The sequence below is a fragment of the Pedobacter sp. A2324 genome, from assembly GCF_059693705.1.
Genome location: NZ_JCASSK010000001.1, coordinates 973,376 through 990,921 on the forward strand (window position 1 = coordinate 973,376; position 17,546 = coordinate 990,921).

Annotated in this window: 8 protein-coding genes; 5 read left to right on the plus strand and 3 right to left on the minus strand. The window is 39.5% G+C overall.

Annotated features, from left to right (window positions below):
- Positions 1 to 8: 8 nt before the first annotated feature.
- Both AC570I_RS04095 and AC570I_RS04100 read right to left on the minus strand, forming a co-directional pair.
- Complete coding sequence (locus tag AC570I_RS04095) at positions 9 to 1,988, minus strand: UvrD-helicase domain-containing protein (protein ID WP_497404458.1); 1,980 nt, start codon at positions 1,986 to 1,988, stop codon at positions 9 to 11.
- The gene (locus AC570I_RS04100; RefSeq protein WP_497404459.1) at positions 1,972 to 3,813 is read right to left on the minus strand and encodes an ATP-dependent nuclease; all 1,842 of its coding nucleotides are present in this window, start codon (positions 3,811 to 3,813) and stop codon (positions 1,972 to 1,974) included. The genes AC570I_RS04095 and AC570I_RS04100 overlap by 17 nt, the downstream gene beginning before the upstream one ends.
- 971 nt (positions 3,814 to 4,784) lie before the next feature.
- Between AC570I_RS04100 and AC570I_RS04105 the strand changes: the two genes are divergently transcribed.
- The 3 genes from AC570I_RS04105 (at position 4,785) to AC570I_RS04115 (ending at position 11,706) form a co-directional block, all read left to right on the plus strand.
- Complete coding sequence (locus AC570I_RS04105) at positions 4,785 to 6,032, plus strand: alginate lyase family protein (RefSeq protein ID WP_497404460.1); 1,248 nt, start codon at positions 4,785 to 4,787, stop codon at positions 6,030 to 6,032.
- Positions 6,033 to 6,722: 690 nt separating this feature from the next.
- Complete coding sequence (locus tag AC570I_RS04110) at positions 6,723 to 9,962, plus strand: SusC/RagA family TonB-linked outer membrane protein (RefSeq protein WP_497404461.1); 3,240 nt, start codon at positions 6,723 to 6,725, stop codon at positions 9,960 to 9,962.
- A 10-nt stretch (positions 9,963 to 9,972) separates the two neighbouring features.
- Entirely contained in the window at positions 9,973 to 11,706 is a 1,734-nt protein-coding gene (locus tag AC570I_RS04115) for a RagB/SusD family nutrient uptake outer membrane protein (RefSeq protein ID WP_497404462.1), read from the plus strand.
- Positions 11,707 to 11,895: 189 nt separating this feature from the next.
- On the opposite strand, the gene AC570I_RS04120 is transcribed toward AC570I_RS04115, so the two are convergent.
- Positions 11,896 to 12,495: an RNA polymerase sigma factor gene (locus tag AC570I_RS04120; protein WP_497404463.1), complete on the minus strand. Its 600-nt coding sequence runs from the start codon at positions 12,493 to 12,495 to the stop codon at positions 11,896 to 11,898.
- Positions 12,496 to 12,635: 140 nt separating this feature from the next.
- Between AC570I_RS04120 and AC570I_RS04125 the strand changes: the two genes are divergently transcribed.
- Complete coding sequence (locus AC570I_RS04125) at positions 12,636 to 13,820, plus strand: FecR family protein (RefSeq protein ID WP_497404464.1); 1,185 nt, start codon at positions 12,636 to 12,638, stop codon at positions 13,818 to 13,820.
- A 125-nt stretch (positions 13,821 to 13,945) separates the two neighbouring features.
- The gene (locus tag AC570I_RS04130) at positions 13,946 to 17,539 is read left to right on the plus strand and encodes a SusC/RagA family TonB-linked outer membrane protein (RefSeq protein WP_497404465.1); all 3,594 of its coding nucleotides are present in this window, start codon (positions 13,946 to 13,948) and stop codon (positions 17,537 to 17,539) included.
- The last annotated feature ends 7 nt before the right edge of the window (positions 17,540 to 17,546 follow it).

Consider the following 17,546-nt stretch of genomic DNA (forward strand, 5'->3'; position numbering starts at 1 on the left):
TGAATAAATTATTTAGCTGCAGTTATAGCTGCTTTCTCGGTGCCAGGTACAAAAATTACTTTCCAGCGGTCAATATTTGGTTTCCCGCTGTACAGCGTGTCAAAACGGGACTTATGTACCGCAAAACCCAATAAGTGCGTAGCTCTTGAAAATCCAACATAAGTCATTTTCAAGGACTGTTTGATATATTCATGTGCCCCAGCAGCGAGCGGGCTTCCCTGTAACTGATCTGCAACCCTGGAAGACTCATATTGGCCTTTGCCACCCACATTGATCTGGTAAAAACTCTCCATATAAAGGGTACTTGTATGCGTTTGTCCCTTTACAGCATGAACGGTTGCCACCTCAATGTGAATTCCGCTTTTTACAAAGCAATTGTTTTTTTGATCTGGTTCTTCTTTTGTCGCAACAACAACTGGAACATATTTCTCGGCAATAAAGGTTTTTGATTTTTTAATGCTCTTACCCAGTTTGGATAGTATTTCGGTGACTAGCTTAACCAAGGCCTTCAATGCTTCGACTTTTTTCTGTTCTATATTCAGTGCCGTAATCTGATAAAGTTGCAGCTTGAATTCCCGGTAAAAATCTGCATGTTTATCTTTAATCCAATCTACCAGGCTTCTTTTAGTAAAGGAGCGACCTGTCTCTGGATTGAGCACCTCTTCCAATCTAAGAACTCTTAATATCCCGTTAAGCACGCTCTTTCTGATCGAGGCCAGCTTGCCAGAGTCCTGATTGTGAAAATGGAGATAGGCCTCTAAACATGGATAATTGATTTTAAGTTTTGCATGCTCCTTAGAAAAACTACCATGGTAATGGTTAAGTTTTATCATATTGGCTTTGTCTCCTGGTTTTGCTGCCGTCCAGGCTATTGCCTTATGCACGTTATCACTGGTTAGATCTATTTTTCCATCCTCTACTAGCCTTTTTATTTCATCTGCAAAGCATGATATTACCTCATTAGCTGTATCATCTTCATATACCAACATCACCGGTTGTATATCGATTGCAGATCCATCCGGATTGGTCTTATTTCCAACCACAGCTATAGGGCTCAAAGCTAGTGACTCTACTATACAAGCGGCGGCGGGATGTAGCCTGTGGCTTCCATTCAGCTCCTTTACATTACGCTCTTGCCAGATGTCCGGCATTTCTGATTCAGAATTGAATATGGCCTGGTTCTTATCACCAATACGCTGATAAGCGACTTCTGCAGCATTTCCGAAGAGTGTTTCAAGTAGGTCGTACTGGTGTTTACCCATATCCTGCATCTCATCGATAAAAATAAAACTGAAGCGCTTTCTTAAAATATTGATAACCCCTGGGAATTTTTCTAGGTACTCCTGGGCGAGGATGTAAGCATCATCAAAGCATAAAAAACCACTCTCCCGTAGTCCTCTTTTAATGGCTAATATTTTTTGATAAGTTCCAGATGTTTCAGGAAAAATAAATGGTTTATTTTCCAGCTCATAGGTCAACTTCCCATCCTTTCCCAATCGATACTTATACAATAATTTTTTGCCGTCACCTCTATTATTCAGATACGCTGAAAGCTTGTAATCTGGAAAATGGTTTTCATCGTAAATCTCATCGTCAATACGCACCGGACGCCTGCGGTATAATGATTTATAAAATGGCACAGCCAAAAATGTATCGACAAATCCCTGTATTGTACCAATAAAATTTGGATAGGCAAATAGCCTTGGGCAGATATGGCCAATTTTGTGTCTTATCTCATCGACTGCGGCATTGGTGTGGGAAATAACCAATACTCCAGACCTATCAGCAAAAGGAAGATGCTGTTCAAGGGCAATAAGCTTTGCCAGCAACGCCGTAGTCTTTCCGCTGCCGGGTACTGCATGAAGGTCATGGGTAGATAAATCCTTTATAAATGCCACCCGTTCTCCATCAAAGCTCTTTCCCTGAGGAAGCAGATACTTTTCTGACAAGCTCACCTGGTCATCTGTGATCTTAATTTCCTGAAGCATGTTTGATCGCTTGAATTATATAATCAATTGCATCGGTTTTGCCATCAGCTTCATTTATTTCTTTTAAAGGTGATGCCGCTCTTTCAGGGTCTGTTTCCAATAAATCGAGTAACGTATTTGCCAGAAGATAGGCTATCTCGGTTTTATCAAGGCTTTTGACAATAAGTTTTTCTGCGAGTTTTTTCTCAAAATCCGTCGCCCAATCTGTTTTGCTGTGTACCTTCTCGGCTATTTGACTGAAAAGGGCGGACATGCATTTAGACTTGAACAGGCTATACTCTAACGTCCAATCGTTTGCAATAAAATATTTTACATTATCTTTTGATTTATCTATTGCCGTCTGCTTTGCAGCTGTTTCAGACCTTACCGTTGCGGCATCTCTTTTCAGGTAATCATAAGTTGATTTTCCATCACCATCAAGAACGGGCTTACCTGCACCATCAATGGCCAGTTTTTTATCATATGTCCTGATGTCTACATCGGTAATGATGGCTACTGGTATCTCCATCAAGGGCGCTTCTTTTCTCTGGAATATCTTCGCAAAACGCAGATAAGCCGTACTGCCTACATTGATGATTGAAACGCCGCATTCTGTAAGGTTTATTCCTATTGCCGAGGCAACAACAGGCACCAGGATTTCCTCTGCCCAGCCTTCTACCAGGATTACCCCTTTTGAGAAAAACAGGTTTGCTTTTGTTGTATCAAGGAATATTTCAAGAAATTTATAATCATCCTTATTCAGCTCTGTAAAAGTATGTCCCAATGGATATGCCACCCCTTTGTGGCACATAATCAGGTTTTCCAGTGATATCTTAGATCCTATATTGGGACTATGTGTAGTAAAGATGAGCTGCATATCCTTAGAATGGGATTTCAAGGTTTCCACCACCTGAAGCTGAACCTGCGGATGGAGATGAGCTTCTATCTCTTCTACTAGTCCAAGACGCAGGCCATCCCAGTTTCCTTTTTTAAGGTGTAATAACTCTGATGCTATACATAGCAAATTATGGCTGCCCAGTCCCAGGTTATAGCCATCCTCAAAAAGCAAGCAGAGAGACTCCAAAATGCTTTTAAGGTCTGACGAGGTCATCCTAAAAGCCGTGTTTTTCTTAGAAAACTGGTTGAGATAGGTATCCATGACCTTTTTAACCTCCTTTCCTAAAAGGTCACCAGCGGGAAGATCCATGCCAGCTGCATCCTTTCCTTTGAAATATTCAGTTACCTCTTTATTTAGCGTCTGCGCAAGACCGATTAACCGATGTGTTTTTTTATCGCTGAAAGCCGCATGTGAATAGAGTATTTGTGAAAGGCGGGAATTGCGCTTTGGGGAAAGCTCACTTTTGGCATCCCGTAGTGGTCTTAGATATGTAGTCCTTAGCATTTCTTTTGCCTCGGCGGTAAGTATATGTCCAGTATCATCGATACCTGCCTTAATATCGGCAGGTATTATCTTGCCATCCCTACGATAAATATCATAGTAAACTGTCAGATATGGCTTTCCGGTAGTACCCTCGGTAACCCAGTCGAGCCATTCGGTAAAGTGCTTAGCCTCCTCATCGCTCATCCCTTTTAAACGGCATTCTATACGCAGGTGATTGGCATCTTTAAAAAAATCTTCGTCTTCGATTTTTATCCATTCTGCACTATGCGTTTTGAGTACTATTTTAATCGCGTCAATGATGGCAGTTTTCCCGGAGTCATTTTCGCCGATCAGAACATTAATACCGTCATTGAAATCAAGTGATAAATTTGGCTTAGAGCGGTCGAAAGAACCATCGGTGCCAAAGATCCGAAAGTTCCATAATTTAAGATTTGTTAAGAACATGAATGATTTAGATAAGAGGTTAATCCAATAAAATTAAGCAAAATTTAAATAAATAATCTGTATCATATTATGGAATTCCTCATCAAATTGCATATTAGTCGAGAAAGCTTAAGAAAAAATATTTTTACTTCATGCAGTACTGATACTATATTGAGTTAACTCCACTTTGGATTTTAATTTATTCGCAACTTAATTAGTTTGCCAAACATTTATTAAGCGCTAAAATTTTATAACAGATAAAGGGTAATTTTATAATCTAGCAATAGGAGATCCAATATAGTCGCTTGGATTTATTGCAAATTTTAGCACTTCGTCAAGTTAAAAGATAAGATCAATCTACAATGGGCAGGGTAGGTGATTTAAATTGGGTTTTTGTTACCCCAGTTTTAAAAATAATTTAGATAATGCAAGGATTTATGTTTACTAATTAAGAGATTTTTAGCAACTGATCAATTTTTGGTATACTATTTTTACTACGCATTCCGGATTGAATATTTACTTAAATGTTAAATAAATAATTATGGTGAAAAATTTCAAATGGTATTGGATTGCTCATTATTACTTTTTATCTGCGAAAACTAGTACGGTAGCGGCAAATAAAGTTGCCGGAGGAGCAATTTATGCAAGTAAGCATTCAGTACTGGCTTGCTCGACTGTCCTAAGGAATAAAACGTTTACTCATGGAAATCACCATTAACTGCATTTAAAATACCTTTCTCAAGTAATTTAAAATATGTAATCAAAGGTGCTTTTCCAATTCTCTAAGCCAGTTCAGCTGAGATAACCAACCTCACTGGTTCGTATGAGCATGGCAACAATGTTAAAATTTGATAATTGCAAGCATTGTCATTCCATCACTTGAGAGGTAAAAAATCCTTAAAAGAGTATTAAATAGATTTATTGTTGTCATCTTATTCACAGTGTGCATTATAAAGAGAATATCGATTAAATATTAATATAATTCAATAATTATGAATAGATTTTTAACTTTAGGGGTATCTATATTGCTCCTAATCTCTTCGAGCTGCGATAAAAGCAATGTTGGAGTATCAAATAAAGCCGATGAAAACCCAGCCGAAACCGCGAAGTATTCAAATATTAGTGGCTTAAATGCAGATGCATTAACAAAAATTGCTCATCCTGGCTTGCTTACTAATCTCGATGAATTAAACATTGTCAAGGCAAATAAAAATGTTGATCCTTGGAAATCGGAGTTAGCTGCACTTAAAGCGTCTGCATCAGGGAATCTAAACTATGTGATGAAGGGACCATTTCCAAATATATCCCGAACTGGTTCTGGTGAAACAAGTAATCTCACTGGCTGGTCTGAGCACGGGAGGGACGCTACAGCTTGCTATGTGCAAGCCTTATTAGGCTATATCACCGGCGAGGTTAAATATACTACAAACGCAATAAACATCATAAATTCTTGGTCAACTAAGCTAGTTTCTGTTGGGGGAGCAGACGTAGAACTCTTAGTAGCGATTCAGGCGCCTCTATGGGCTCAGGCGGGAGAATTACTTGCTTATACCAATTCTGGATGGAATGAAACGGACATTAAACGTGCGAAGAATATGATGACCAAAATATTTCTTCCAGCTATTGATGGTTTTGATCCTGCAGACGGCGCTAATTTTAGTACATCTTGTATCTATGCCACAATGGCTCTGGCCGTATTTACTGATGATTTAACAAAATTCAATGCGGCTTGGAACGCTTTTAACTCTACAGCTGGATGTCCAAATGATTATTCGCTCTTTAAGAATATTGCACAAAATGGACAAAATGTTGAATCGGGGCGTGATCAGGTACATAGCTGGTCATCTTATGAGATGTTGGCGGGGGTTGCTGAGATCGCGTACCACCAGGGATTAGATGGATATACATTAGGATCTAACCGCTTATTAACGGGAGTGGAATACTGGTGCAAATACAATTTAGGAGGGGATGTACCTTATGATCCAAGTATCTATAGGTGCAGGGCAGGATGGGGGCCATGGTCCAAAATTTCTGATGTAGTTAGAGGGTTGCCGAAAGAACAGGGATCGGTGTGTAATATGGTTGCTCGTGCTTATTCCCGCTTGAGGCTACTGCCAATTAATTCTTACACCAAAATTATGGCAGGCCAAATGCAATCGACCCCTGTTGGTCCAACACCAAGAAATGGCTATGGAAATCCCTTTATGGCAGATGGTTTGTTATATAACATTGTACAATGAAAATAGTCGCCACTGTTATCGTTAAAGGAAAAATTGAATAACATGTCTTTAAGCCTGCTTATAATTGTCTACAATTATTAGTTTCAATCCAATAAAGTCAGCACTCTTTTTAGAATACTTGAATAAAGTCTGGTAATTAGGTATCTATTTTCCAGACTTTAAATTTTTAAACCTATCCGATTGCATAAACTCCCAAATTTTAATAAGTTTCTACTAATCAATGCCAGTTTATAACAGTTATATATCTACTCGTTCGACAATAATTGTCACGCATAATGAGTCTTAGGATGATAAGCGTTATTGTGACATTTATAAAATTGTTAACGTTTTATTGATAGTAGAATATCTTTCAATATCTTCTGTTGATATTTTTGTAAAAATATTTTGTTTTTTTGCTAAACCGGTTTAGGTTTTTATATTTGATTTGCCAAATGTAAAAAACTTATGAGATTTCTTTTAACATTATTGAAGAAGACAATATGAATCGAAAGCATATTTTAAATAAATCCTCAGATGTTAGGTGTCAAATCCCAAGAAAAATTCGACTTGATTTAATGCTTTGAATCATCACAAATTATTTTTAATAAGTATATAAATACGACCTGATTAATATCGCTGAATAAACTAACAACAATATAAATCTGCCTGAGATAATATCACATATTGAAATCCAAATCCTAACCAAATAATATGAAACAAAACTTTACGAATTTTCGTGCGATTAAGGATCGTATAAAAATTAATTTCCCTTTTATCGGAAATTACGGTATAGTAATTTTGCTATTACTGTTTCTTCAGCTAAGTTCTTTAACTGCTTTTGCGCAGGAAAGAACTGTTACAGGCGTCGTTCGTGATGCTAAGGGTGAGACAATTCCTGGTGTTGGTGTCAAATTAAAAAATACCCAAACGGTAACTGTAACATCTTCTGAAGGTTCATTTTCAATTAAAATCCCCTCGATAGAAACTAGTCCAGTTTTGTTATTTTCATATGTAGGCTTTCAAGACCAGGAAATCAACATTGGGGCAAAGAGCAATTATACGGTAACCCTGTTGGAAGGAAATAAAGATCTGGATGAGGTTGTCGTTGTCGGCTATGGTACGGCAAAAAAAGAAACGCTTACCGGATCAATTTCAACGGTAAGTGCGAAATCATTTCAGGATAAAGGTGCTTTACCAAGTCCGCTACAAGCCCTTCAGGGTCAGGTGCCAGGCGCAGTTATTACGCGTTCTTCATCGGCACCTGGTGACGAGGCCTGGAGCATCCAGTTAAGGGGTGCCAGTTCTGTAAATGCAACCGAACCGCTCACGATCGTCGATGGTGTTATCGTTTCAAGTTTCCGGGAATTAAGACATATCAATCCTGCAGATATCGATAATATCTCCTTTTTGAAAGATGCTGCGGCTGCCATTTATGGTGCAAGGGCAGCAGGAGGGGTAGTAATTGTTACTACCAAAAAAGCTAAGAATGGAAAATCAGTTGTTCAATATGACGGGAGTTTCACTTTTCAATCTCCAGGCTTGCAACCTGAATTAATGTCAGTTGAGCAGTGGGCTAATGGAGCAATAAGAGCTAGACAAAATGATGGTTTTGGAGATGATGATGTATGGATAAAATATGGAAGATTAGCATTGGCAAATTTAGGAACCTCAATAGATCTTACAAAGGTCGCCAACCCCATCTCGAACTTTGCAGATGTGAATGATTATGTTTTCTTCACAGATAAAACCATAACAGATATGCTTTGGGGAAATGCATTTTCTCAGTCACACAATTTGAGTCTTTCAGGGCGAACCGAGAAAGCAGGTTACAGGCTATCTTTGGGTTATCTCGATCAAGGTAGTATGCTGAGATGGGGTGAAAACGGCAATAAGCGCTATAACGTTAGGTTAGTCAATGACTTTAAGATCTCAGACCGATTCAATATTGAATCAAACATCTCCTACACAAGGAATGACCAAGTAGCGCCTCAGCAAGTAGGAGCAGCGGTATCTACAACTAACCCTCTGCCTGGTTTTCCTGAGCTTGGCTTAAATGGTACACCATATGCATGGGGAGGGAATTACGCCCCTACTTCATTGCTAGAACTTGGGGGTGAAAACCGATTAAGGGTAAACGTAATTACCATCAATGAAAAATTAAATTACAAAATTAGCAAGGATTTGAATTTTGTCGGCACTCTTGCTTACAACCCAACTTTGGCAACTCGGACGCAGCACAACAAAACGATTCAATGGTTCAATTATACCGGTAGTAAAGCAGGAAATATCAACCCTGGACAGTCCGCAACCTTCCTACTTAAAACCACTAATCAGGAAGATTATTATACTGCAAATGCTTACCTAGAATATAAAAAGCAGTTTAACAAAAATCATAATATTTCAGTTACCGCAGGTACATCTTACGAACGTAACGAGTTTGATTTTTGGACCTCACAGGTTACTGATGTAAACAACCAGCTCGAAGTGCTAAAGGGAACAGGAAGCTCTTCTGTTCAAACCGTTTCTGAACAAAAAAACCATTTTGCGATAGGCTCCTATTTCGGAAGGTTTAATTATGATTATAAATCCAAATATCTGTTAGAGGCCGTTCTCCGTTATGATGGTTCATCTAAATTTGACCAGGATAACAGATGGAAACCTTTTTATGGTGTATCCGGTGGATGGAGAATAAGTCAGGAAGATTTCCTGAAAGACAATAATCTGATCAGTGAATTGAAGCTTAAGGCAAGTTATGGTGAAGTGGGCAATCAGAGTGGAATAGGTTTGTATGACTATATTTCTTTATTGAACCTCAATGGAAATGCTGCCTACTTCGGAACCTCTTTGGTATCTACAGTTACCCTGCCGGGAACATTGGTAAGCTTGAACAGGACTTGGGAAAAGATTCAGAAATACAATCTTGCAGTAGAATTTGGTCTATTCAAAAATAGGTTGACAGGTTCTGTGGAAGTATTTAAGAATGAGAACAAGAACATGCTTCTCGCCCAGGCATTCCCAGCAGTACTCGGCGCTTCCGCACCGGCCCAAAATATTGGTCACCTAAGGACGACAGGTGCCGAAGGCTTTTTAAACTGGAGTGATCAGGTTGGTGAATTTCGCTATAACGTAGGCGGAACAGTTACCTACAATAAAAATAAATTGATAAATTTTGGAGGTGCGAACCTCATTCCATCTGCAGGTTATAATGCCACCGTTCAGGGTTACGGCATTGGCTCGGTATTCGGGTATGAATATGATGGAAGAATTCAAACGCAGGCGCAGTTAGATGCTTACAAAGCGAAATTTGCGAATACAGCGAGCTCAGTTGCCTTGGTGCCAACAGGAAGTGGTCAGGCAACAGGCCTCCAGTTAGGAGATAATATGTATAAGGATCAGAATGGAGATGGTAAACTGGACCAATCCGATCTTAAATTCCTTGGAACAGATGATCCCAGAGTTTCCTATAGCTTCAATGCAGGCCTTCAATGGAAAGGTTTTGACTTTAATGCCATATTCCAGGGTGTAGGAAAAAGAACCATCTTCAGAGACGGAACGACCTGGAGAGTGCCTTTCTCAGCGATATATTTAAACACCACGACCCAGTCAATTGGTAAAGATTGGACGCCAACGAATACCGAAGCGACTTACCCACGCTACAGTTCAACTGGGGCGATTAATAACTACAATTATCAGGCTTCTACATTTTCTGTAGAAAACGGTGCGTATTTGAGATTAAAAAACATCACTATTGGTTATACGATCCCTGCGGAATTATTAAAGCGTACCAAACTCTTCTCTAATTTCAGAATTTATGCAACCGGTACCGATTTATGGGAGACAACCAAAATTAAAGATGGCTGGGATCCTGAAGCAACCAGACTGGTTACTGGTGGAACAGCTAGGTTTCCATTCTACCGTTCAGGAACGATTGGTTTAAGTGCAACATTTTAATTGTAAGGTCATGAAAAATTTAAAAATATATAAAACGTTAGTCTTCTTGCTAATTTTATCTGGACTTCAACTGGGCTGTAAAAAGTCCCTTGATCTGGTTCCTTTAGATCAATTATCAACCATTACCTATTGGAAAAATGCTTCAGACTTTAAAACATATGCGAATGGTTTTTATAGTGCTTTGAGAACTTACGGTTCCGCTACGTTCGATGGTATACATAGTGACTTACGTTCAGACTTGATCGCCTCTCCATCAAGGAACGTCTTTAGTAATGGCACAAATGGATTGCTCGTTACTGACGCGGCATACAATAACCCCTACATACAGATCAGAAGCGCAAATGAGCTAATTTTTCGCGCGTCCCAATATGCAAATCCTGCCGAAGTTGCTCAATATGTTGCTGAGGCTAAGTTTTTCCGAGCCTATGCCTATTTCGAGCTGTTACAGGATTTCGGCGACGCAACCATTATCGATAAACCGCTGGATACCAATTCGCCAGAATTAATGGCAGCGAGAAATCCGCGTTCGGATGTAGCGGACTTCATCTTAAAGGACTTAGATGAGGCAGTTGCGGGTCTGCCATTAAAAGCTGTCGTAAGCGGTAATGATGAAGGGCGAGTAAGTAAAAGTGCTGCAGAGGCATTTCAGGCAAGAGTAGCTTTATATGAAGGTACATGGCAAAAATTCAGATCCAATACCTCGCGTGCGGCCACCTTACTGACGAAGGCAGCTTCTTCAGCTAAAAATGTGATAACTCGTGCTGAATACAGTCTATTCAAGCCTGCGGTTTTAGGTGATTCTGCTCAGAAATATCTTTTTATTTTGGAAAATACTAAATCTAATCCTGCAGGACTTAACAAAGCAGCGAATACTGAATACATGTTGTCTTATAGGTATAATGAATCCAACCGCACTATTGGAACGAACATTACTCAAACTGCCTTCGCAAATGTATGGTGGGTGACTAGAAAGTTCGCAACCATGTACCTAAGCAAAGATGGTTTGCCGATCGAGAAGTCCCCTCTTTTCAGAGGTTATGCAAATATGGAGACTGAATTTATTGACCGCGATAAACGAATGGGCTATACGCTAATGACCCCGAAAAAGGCTTTTTGGAGGAATAACAAGCCGAGAGTGACCTGGACCGGTGATGCCGTGGATCGCGCAAGTGCAAATACCCTCAACTTTGTTCCGAATTTTAATAGCGGTTATGCTAATCAAAAGTGGGCTGCAGAGCGAGCGGTCGCCGATGGACAGGAGAGTTACGATTTTCCAGTCATACGTTATGCCGAAGTACTGTTGACCTATGCGGAAGCCGTCTTTGAAAGAGATGGAGTTATATCAGATGCAGACCTGGATATTTCTTTAAATCTGGTTCGTCAGCGTGTAAATTCAGCAATGCCAAAATTAAGCAATGCCTTTGTTTCAGCAAATGGTTTAGACATGCGAACCGAGATCAGGCGTGAAAGAACTATTGAGCTTTATGCGGAAGGTTATCGTATCGATGATCTAAAGCGGTGGAAAACTGCTGAAACAGAAATGCCACAGAATATGCTTGGAATCAGGTGGACAGGTACAGAATTTCAGACCACTTGGCCATCGGCCAGTACCACTGCAAAGACCTCTACAGGAGAATTAATCATAGAGTCCGGAAGGAAATGGGAACAGAAAAATTACCTTTTGCCAATTCCAACTAGCCAGCTACAACTAAACCCAAATTTAGCTCAAAACCCAGGATGGTAATCCTTAAGCCCGGAAGATTTCTATTTCCGGGCTTTTTAATAGAAATGTTATTTAAGGCTGGCGTGTTGAGTGACTAGATTATTTGCATATTGGAATGAAATGGCTTAAAATCTTGAAGCCTTTTGTGAGATATCACGTTTGATTTAGAAGGTCATTGACTTCCCGATTGCTCAGCATCCTTATCCCTTATCAAATTCCTTTAATTATGATTGAAACCAATACGATTGCGGATAGTTCTTGATTTTTACTGAAATATTCTTTGAGAAACCTGTTAGCTTGGACCAGATGACTATTTATTGTCTTTGGACCGATTCCCATTATTGCCTCAACCTCTTTATAGGAATGATCCTCAAGCTTACAAAGAGTATATACTCGCTGGCGCTGTGGTGGCATCAATAAGACAGCCTCTTTTAGAATATTTGAGTGTTCTTTGATGAGCATATTTTCTTCAATATAAGAATATATTTCAGTACTCATCTCCATGATCTTTGCCTGCATTTTTTTATCTCGGGCTGCTTTCCGGTAATAATCATAGACCATATTTTCAGCAATGCGAAAAATATAGGATTTAAATGATTTCTCAGGATCGATCTTTTCACGATTCTCCCAGATTTTCAAAAAAAGTCCCTGCAGAATGTCAAAAGTTAGCTCTTCGGATTTGAGAAGCTTGAATAAATTTGCTGTTAATGGTGTTTTATATCGATTATAAATCGTTTCGAAGGCATACTTGTCCCCATTCTTCAGTGCTAAAAGAGTTGTTTCTTCATCTATGGAGTCAATTTGTGCCATTGTCCTGATAAAACATGGTAGAAATGGTGTAATTTGTTTGGGTCCATCAATTATAGTGATAAATACTTGAATTATATATTTTTTTTCGTTTAGACTAAGTACTTTTTGTTTGAGAAACGTATTACAAGAAACCAAGCATAATGAACAATCTCGAAGATACCATCGCACTTTACCGGAAATACCTGGATAATGAGTGTAACTCGGAAGAGTTGCAACTACTATTGAGCCGCTTTGACCTTTTAGAAATGGATGATAAGTTGGCTGAAATGATCAATATAGAGCTTCAAAAGGATGACCTCGCCTATCATTCATTGCCCCAGACAAAAAATATTCTTTACAGGCTCGACCGCTCCATTTCTGATAACATTTTAAGACCCAGAAGAAAAAATATTACAGTTTCTTTTCGTTACTGGCCAGTCGCAGCAGCAATGGTGTTAGTTTTTGTAGGCTTATATTTTATCAACAGTAAAACTCAACTATTTAATTTTCACGCCTCGGAATTTAAAAACGACATCCCACCTGGAAGGAATACCGCCTTTCTGAAACTTTCAAACGGAAAGGTGATTGAATTGAAAGGCTCCACAAATCAACAGTTGGATAAAGAATCAGGGGTTTCCATCCTACAAACCGCTGATGGGCAATTAGAATATAGAGGCTTAGAGATCCTAGCAAAAGGGAATGAACAAGTCTATAACGAACTTTCGACACCAAAAGGTGGGCGTTATAAACTTGTTTTATCCGATGGCACGCTGGTTTATCTGAATTCGGAATCGTCGATCAGATTTCCGGCTAATTTTACTGGAGGAAAAGCACGTAATGTGGAGCTGGAAGGAGAAGCATATTTTGAGGTTACCCACCAGAAAGAACGTCCGTTTTTCGTGCATACCGCAAAGCAGTCAATACAGGTACTGGGAACACACTTCAACGTAAATGCCTATTCAGATGAAAGTGCCGTTAAAACTACTTTACTGCAGGGGTCGGTGAAAATAAGTACAGTTGATCATCTTAACCGGGTATTAAAGCCAGGTCAGCAATCTTCGCTTATAAAGGGTCAAATCCAACTGGAAGATATTGATCCAGAAACTGCTCTTGATTGGAAAAGAAATGAAATCAATCTTAAAGCTGTGGATTTTCAGTCCACTATGAGAAAGATCGCCCGTTGGTATAATGTAGAGGTTGCTTTTACAGAAGATGCCCCCTTGGATCTCAAGCTCGGAGGGATAGTCTCACGAGAAAAAAATATCTCTACCATATTGCAAGTAATGGAGCTTACTGGTAAAGTCCATTTTAAAGTTGAGGGAAGGAGGGTAACTGTGATGAGATAATTTTACCACAATAAATCACGGGCCCTGAAAATAACCAGAAGTGCGCTAACACTTCTGGTTCAATGATATGGCCTGGTATTAAAAATGAACTTGTAATTCCAATCAACTGACCAAACCACAAACAAATGTATAAATTTTATACCAAATGGCCCGGCACTCATTCCGGGTGGATCAATAAATTTCTGCTGATTATGCGCTTAACCACCATCGTATTATTTGCACTTGTCATGCAAGTCAGCGCATCATCCCGCGCCCAGAACATTACCCTAAATAAAAAGAACATATCACTGGAAAGTGTTTTTGTAGAAATACGAAAGCAGACAGGTTATGATTTTGTCTTCGACACGCAATTGATGCAACTGGCAAAGCCTATTAATATAAATGTAAACAAAGCTTCCTTAGAGCAGACACTCAAGATTTGTTTTGCGGATCAACGCTTTGAATATATCGTTAATGAAAGGACCATTGTTATAAATGAAAAACAAAAGTCTGTAATCGATCGAATTAGCGATTTTTTCAATACTATTACGATTAAAGGAAAGGTAACTGGCATTGATGGAAATGTTTTGCCTGGTATCACTGTCACAGTAAAGGGTACCACTAATAAAACTTTTACTAATATCAATGGAACATTTACCCTTTTGAATGTGCAGGAAAATGCCATATTAGTTTTTACAAGTGTTACTAAAGAAACCTTAGAAGTAAAGGTTAATGGTAAGAATACGATTGATGTAGTGCTCGCAGACAAAATTTTGAATTTAGACGAAGTAGTGGTCAATACAGGATACCAACAACTGCTTAAAAGGGATATAGTTGGTTCAACAGCTACAGTGAAAGCCAAAGATCTTTATTTCGATGGTGTGAATACAATTGAACAAGCACTTCAGGGGAAATTAACTGGATTAGCGGTTACCAATACAAGCGGTGAAGTTGGCACCAGACAACGGGTTCGGGTACGTGGAACCTCAACATTGTCCGGCAATGCTGAACCAATTTGGGTTGTGGATGGAGTTGTACAGGAAGACCCGCTACCCTTTAAGTCGCAGACATTAACTGCCAATGGTGAGATTACTCAGGATAATTTTGATTACATCAGAACATTTGTCGGCAACTCCATCAGATGGCTCAACCCTCAGGATATTGAAGAGATTACCGTCCTCAAAGATGCTTCAGCTACAGCAATTTATGGTGTCAGGGCTGGTAATGGTGTAATTGTTATAACAACTAAAAAAGGTCAGGTTGGTCCAGCGACTATTAATTATTCTACTAGATTCAGTGCTACTGAACAGGTGGATTATGATAAACTAAACATGATGAACTCTAAAGAGCGGGTAGCTGTTTCCAGAGAGATATTCAGCCGCGGGTTAGTATCAAATTTTGTGAATAGTAACCTAGGTTATGCAGGCGCATTAAATGATTATATGTACAAAAAGACCATAAGCGCCGATGAATTTAATACCCGAGTACACGATCTTGAAACGGTAAATACTGATTGGTTTGACTTATTGTTCCGTACTCCAGTGAGTACCAATCATAACTTGAGTATTTCAGGAGGAAACCTCACTAACAGATATTATAGCTCGTTTGGCTATAGTAATTCAAAAGGCTCAGCTATTGGTAATGATGCTACCGCCTTTACCGGGAATCTGTCTTTCAGTTCGCAGGTTTCCAAAAGGTTTAACATTGCAGTCAGACTATCTGCCTCGAAAAACACGACAACAGGGTCTTATGCGGTGAACCCATACTCCTATGCAACAGGTATTAACCGTGCCATTAGCGCCTATACCCCAACCGGGGATCTGAATTACTATCAGAACAATAATGGTTATTCATTTAATGTCATCAATGAACTTGCCAATACAGGCAACAGCAATAAGACGCTGTCTGCTAATGGGAGCATAAATGCAAATTATGAGATCATTGACGGCTTAAAAGTTCAAAGTTTATTTAGCTACAATAATACTGCTACCACCGGGGAATCTTATGCTACAGAGCAATCAGAATACATAGCTCGTACTTATAGATTATACGATTATGGCTTGTACAAACCTGCAGATGCTAAATATAAACAGAGCAGAATGCCTGTTGGCGGGGAGTTCAACGAGGATCAGAACAGTAGCAATACTTGGAATTGGCGTAATAGTATTTCCTATAGTAAGATGTTGAACAAAAAGCATTTGATGTCTTTTATGTTGGGGCAGGAATTTAACAGTACCGTTTATACGGGATTTAGAAGCACCTCACTTGGATACTTGCGAGATAAGGGAAAGACATTTGCTCCCTTACCGATTACGGTATTAACATTAGCAGGCGCTACCGGCGTAAATGGCCTTCCCGCTGCATTTGTTCCTACCATCACAGATCGGCTTACTAATACAATGGGATTGTACCTAACCTCAAGCTACAGCTATGATCAGCGTTACGTAGTGAATGTGAGTGTTCGGAATGACAGGTCTAATCGTTTCGGCCAGTTCAGTAACGAAAAATTTAACCCGGTTTGGGCAGGAGGTTTGAAGTGGAATATTGCCAATGAAAAATGGTTCAACAAAAATAACTGGTTGTCTAACTTAAATGTGAGTGGAACGTTTGGCTATCAACGGAATATTGCTACCAATGTAAGTCCTGATTTGATTCTCAGGATTCCATCAGCTTCAAGTGGCACCGATATCTATACAGGGGAAAGCCTTCTTGCTATAAGTTCTCTGCCTTATGGGGATCTCCGGTGGGAACAAAATTCAAGCATGAACCTGGCGTTGGATTTTAGCATCTTTAACAACAGAGTTGTCGGCTCCTTACAATATTATGAAAAAAGGGGTAAAGATTTAATTACTTCTTTGCCAGTGGCGGTGGAATATGGAGTAGAGTCGATGTTGGTAAATGGTGGTTCCATGAAAAATTCCGGATATGAGATCTCTGCAAGTTTTGTACCGGTACGCACTAAAGATTTTAATTGGAGTGTTACGATCAATACCTCTAAAAATAATAACCGTGTGACTAAAACTGGTTCCCAATTGCTCGGATGGACTTCAGCTGCGGCTGGTACATTGAATATCGAGGGACAGCCTGTGTCGGCTTTTTATGCATTCAGATTTAAGGGCGTTAATCCTCTAAATGGTTATCCGATTATTGACTTATCTGTTGCACCAGGCGCCAACCCGAAGGATCCGACATCTTTTATGACCTATGTGGGAAAATTAGATCCAGATTTTACTTCGGGGTTTGGTATGAATTTCAGATATAAAATGCTTAGCTTGAACTCAGGGTTTTATCTGCAGGTCGGCGGTAAAAAATTCCTGGCTCCTTTGTACACGCTGACTAATAACCTTCCAACTGAATACCAAAATTTATCGCGTCAGTTACTTGATCGCTGGACACAAAGCAATACTACTTCATCCATTCCAGGACTGCCAGATAGTACCGTTCCTACATTTGTATTGCCTAATGGTACGGCTACGGCCAATGTTTACCAATTATACAATTACAGTACGGACCGTATCGTAGACGCATCTTCTTTCCGCTGCAATAACATCAATATAAACTATTCATTATCTCCTGAATTAGCTAAAAAATTGAAATGTAAAAATATCAGCATTGGGGGAGGTGTGAGCAATCCATTTGCCATTAATAGTGGGGAATTCCGCGGTATTGATGCAGAGGTTGCAACTGGACAGCAGCCGAGAACCAAAACCTATACAGTCAATTTAAATTTGAGTTTATAAACATGGA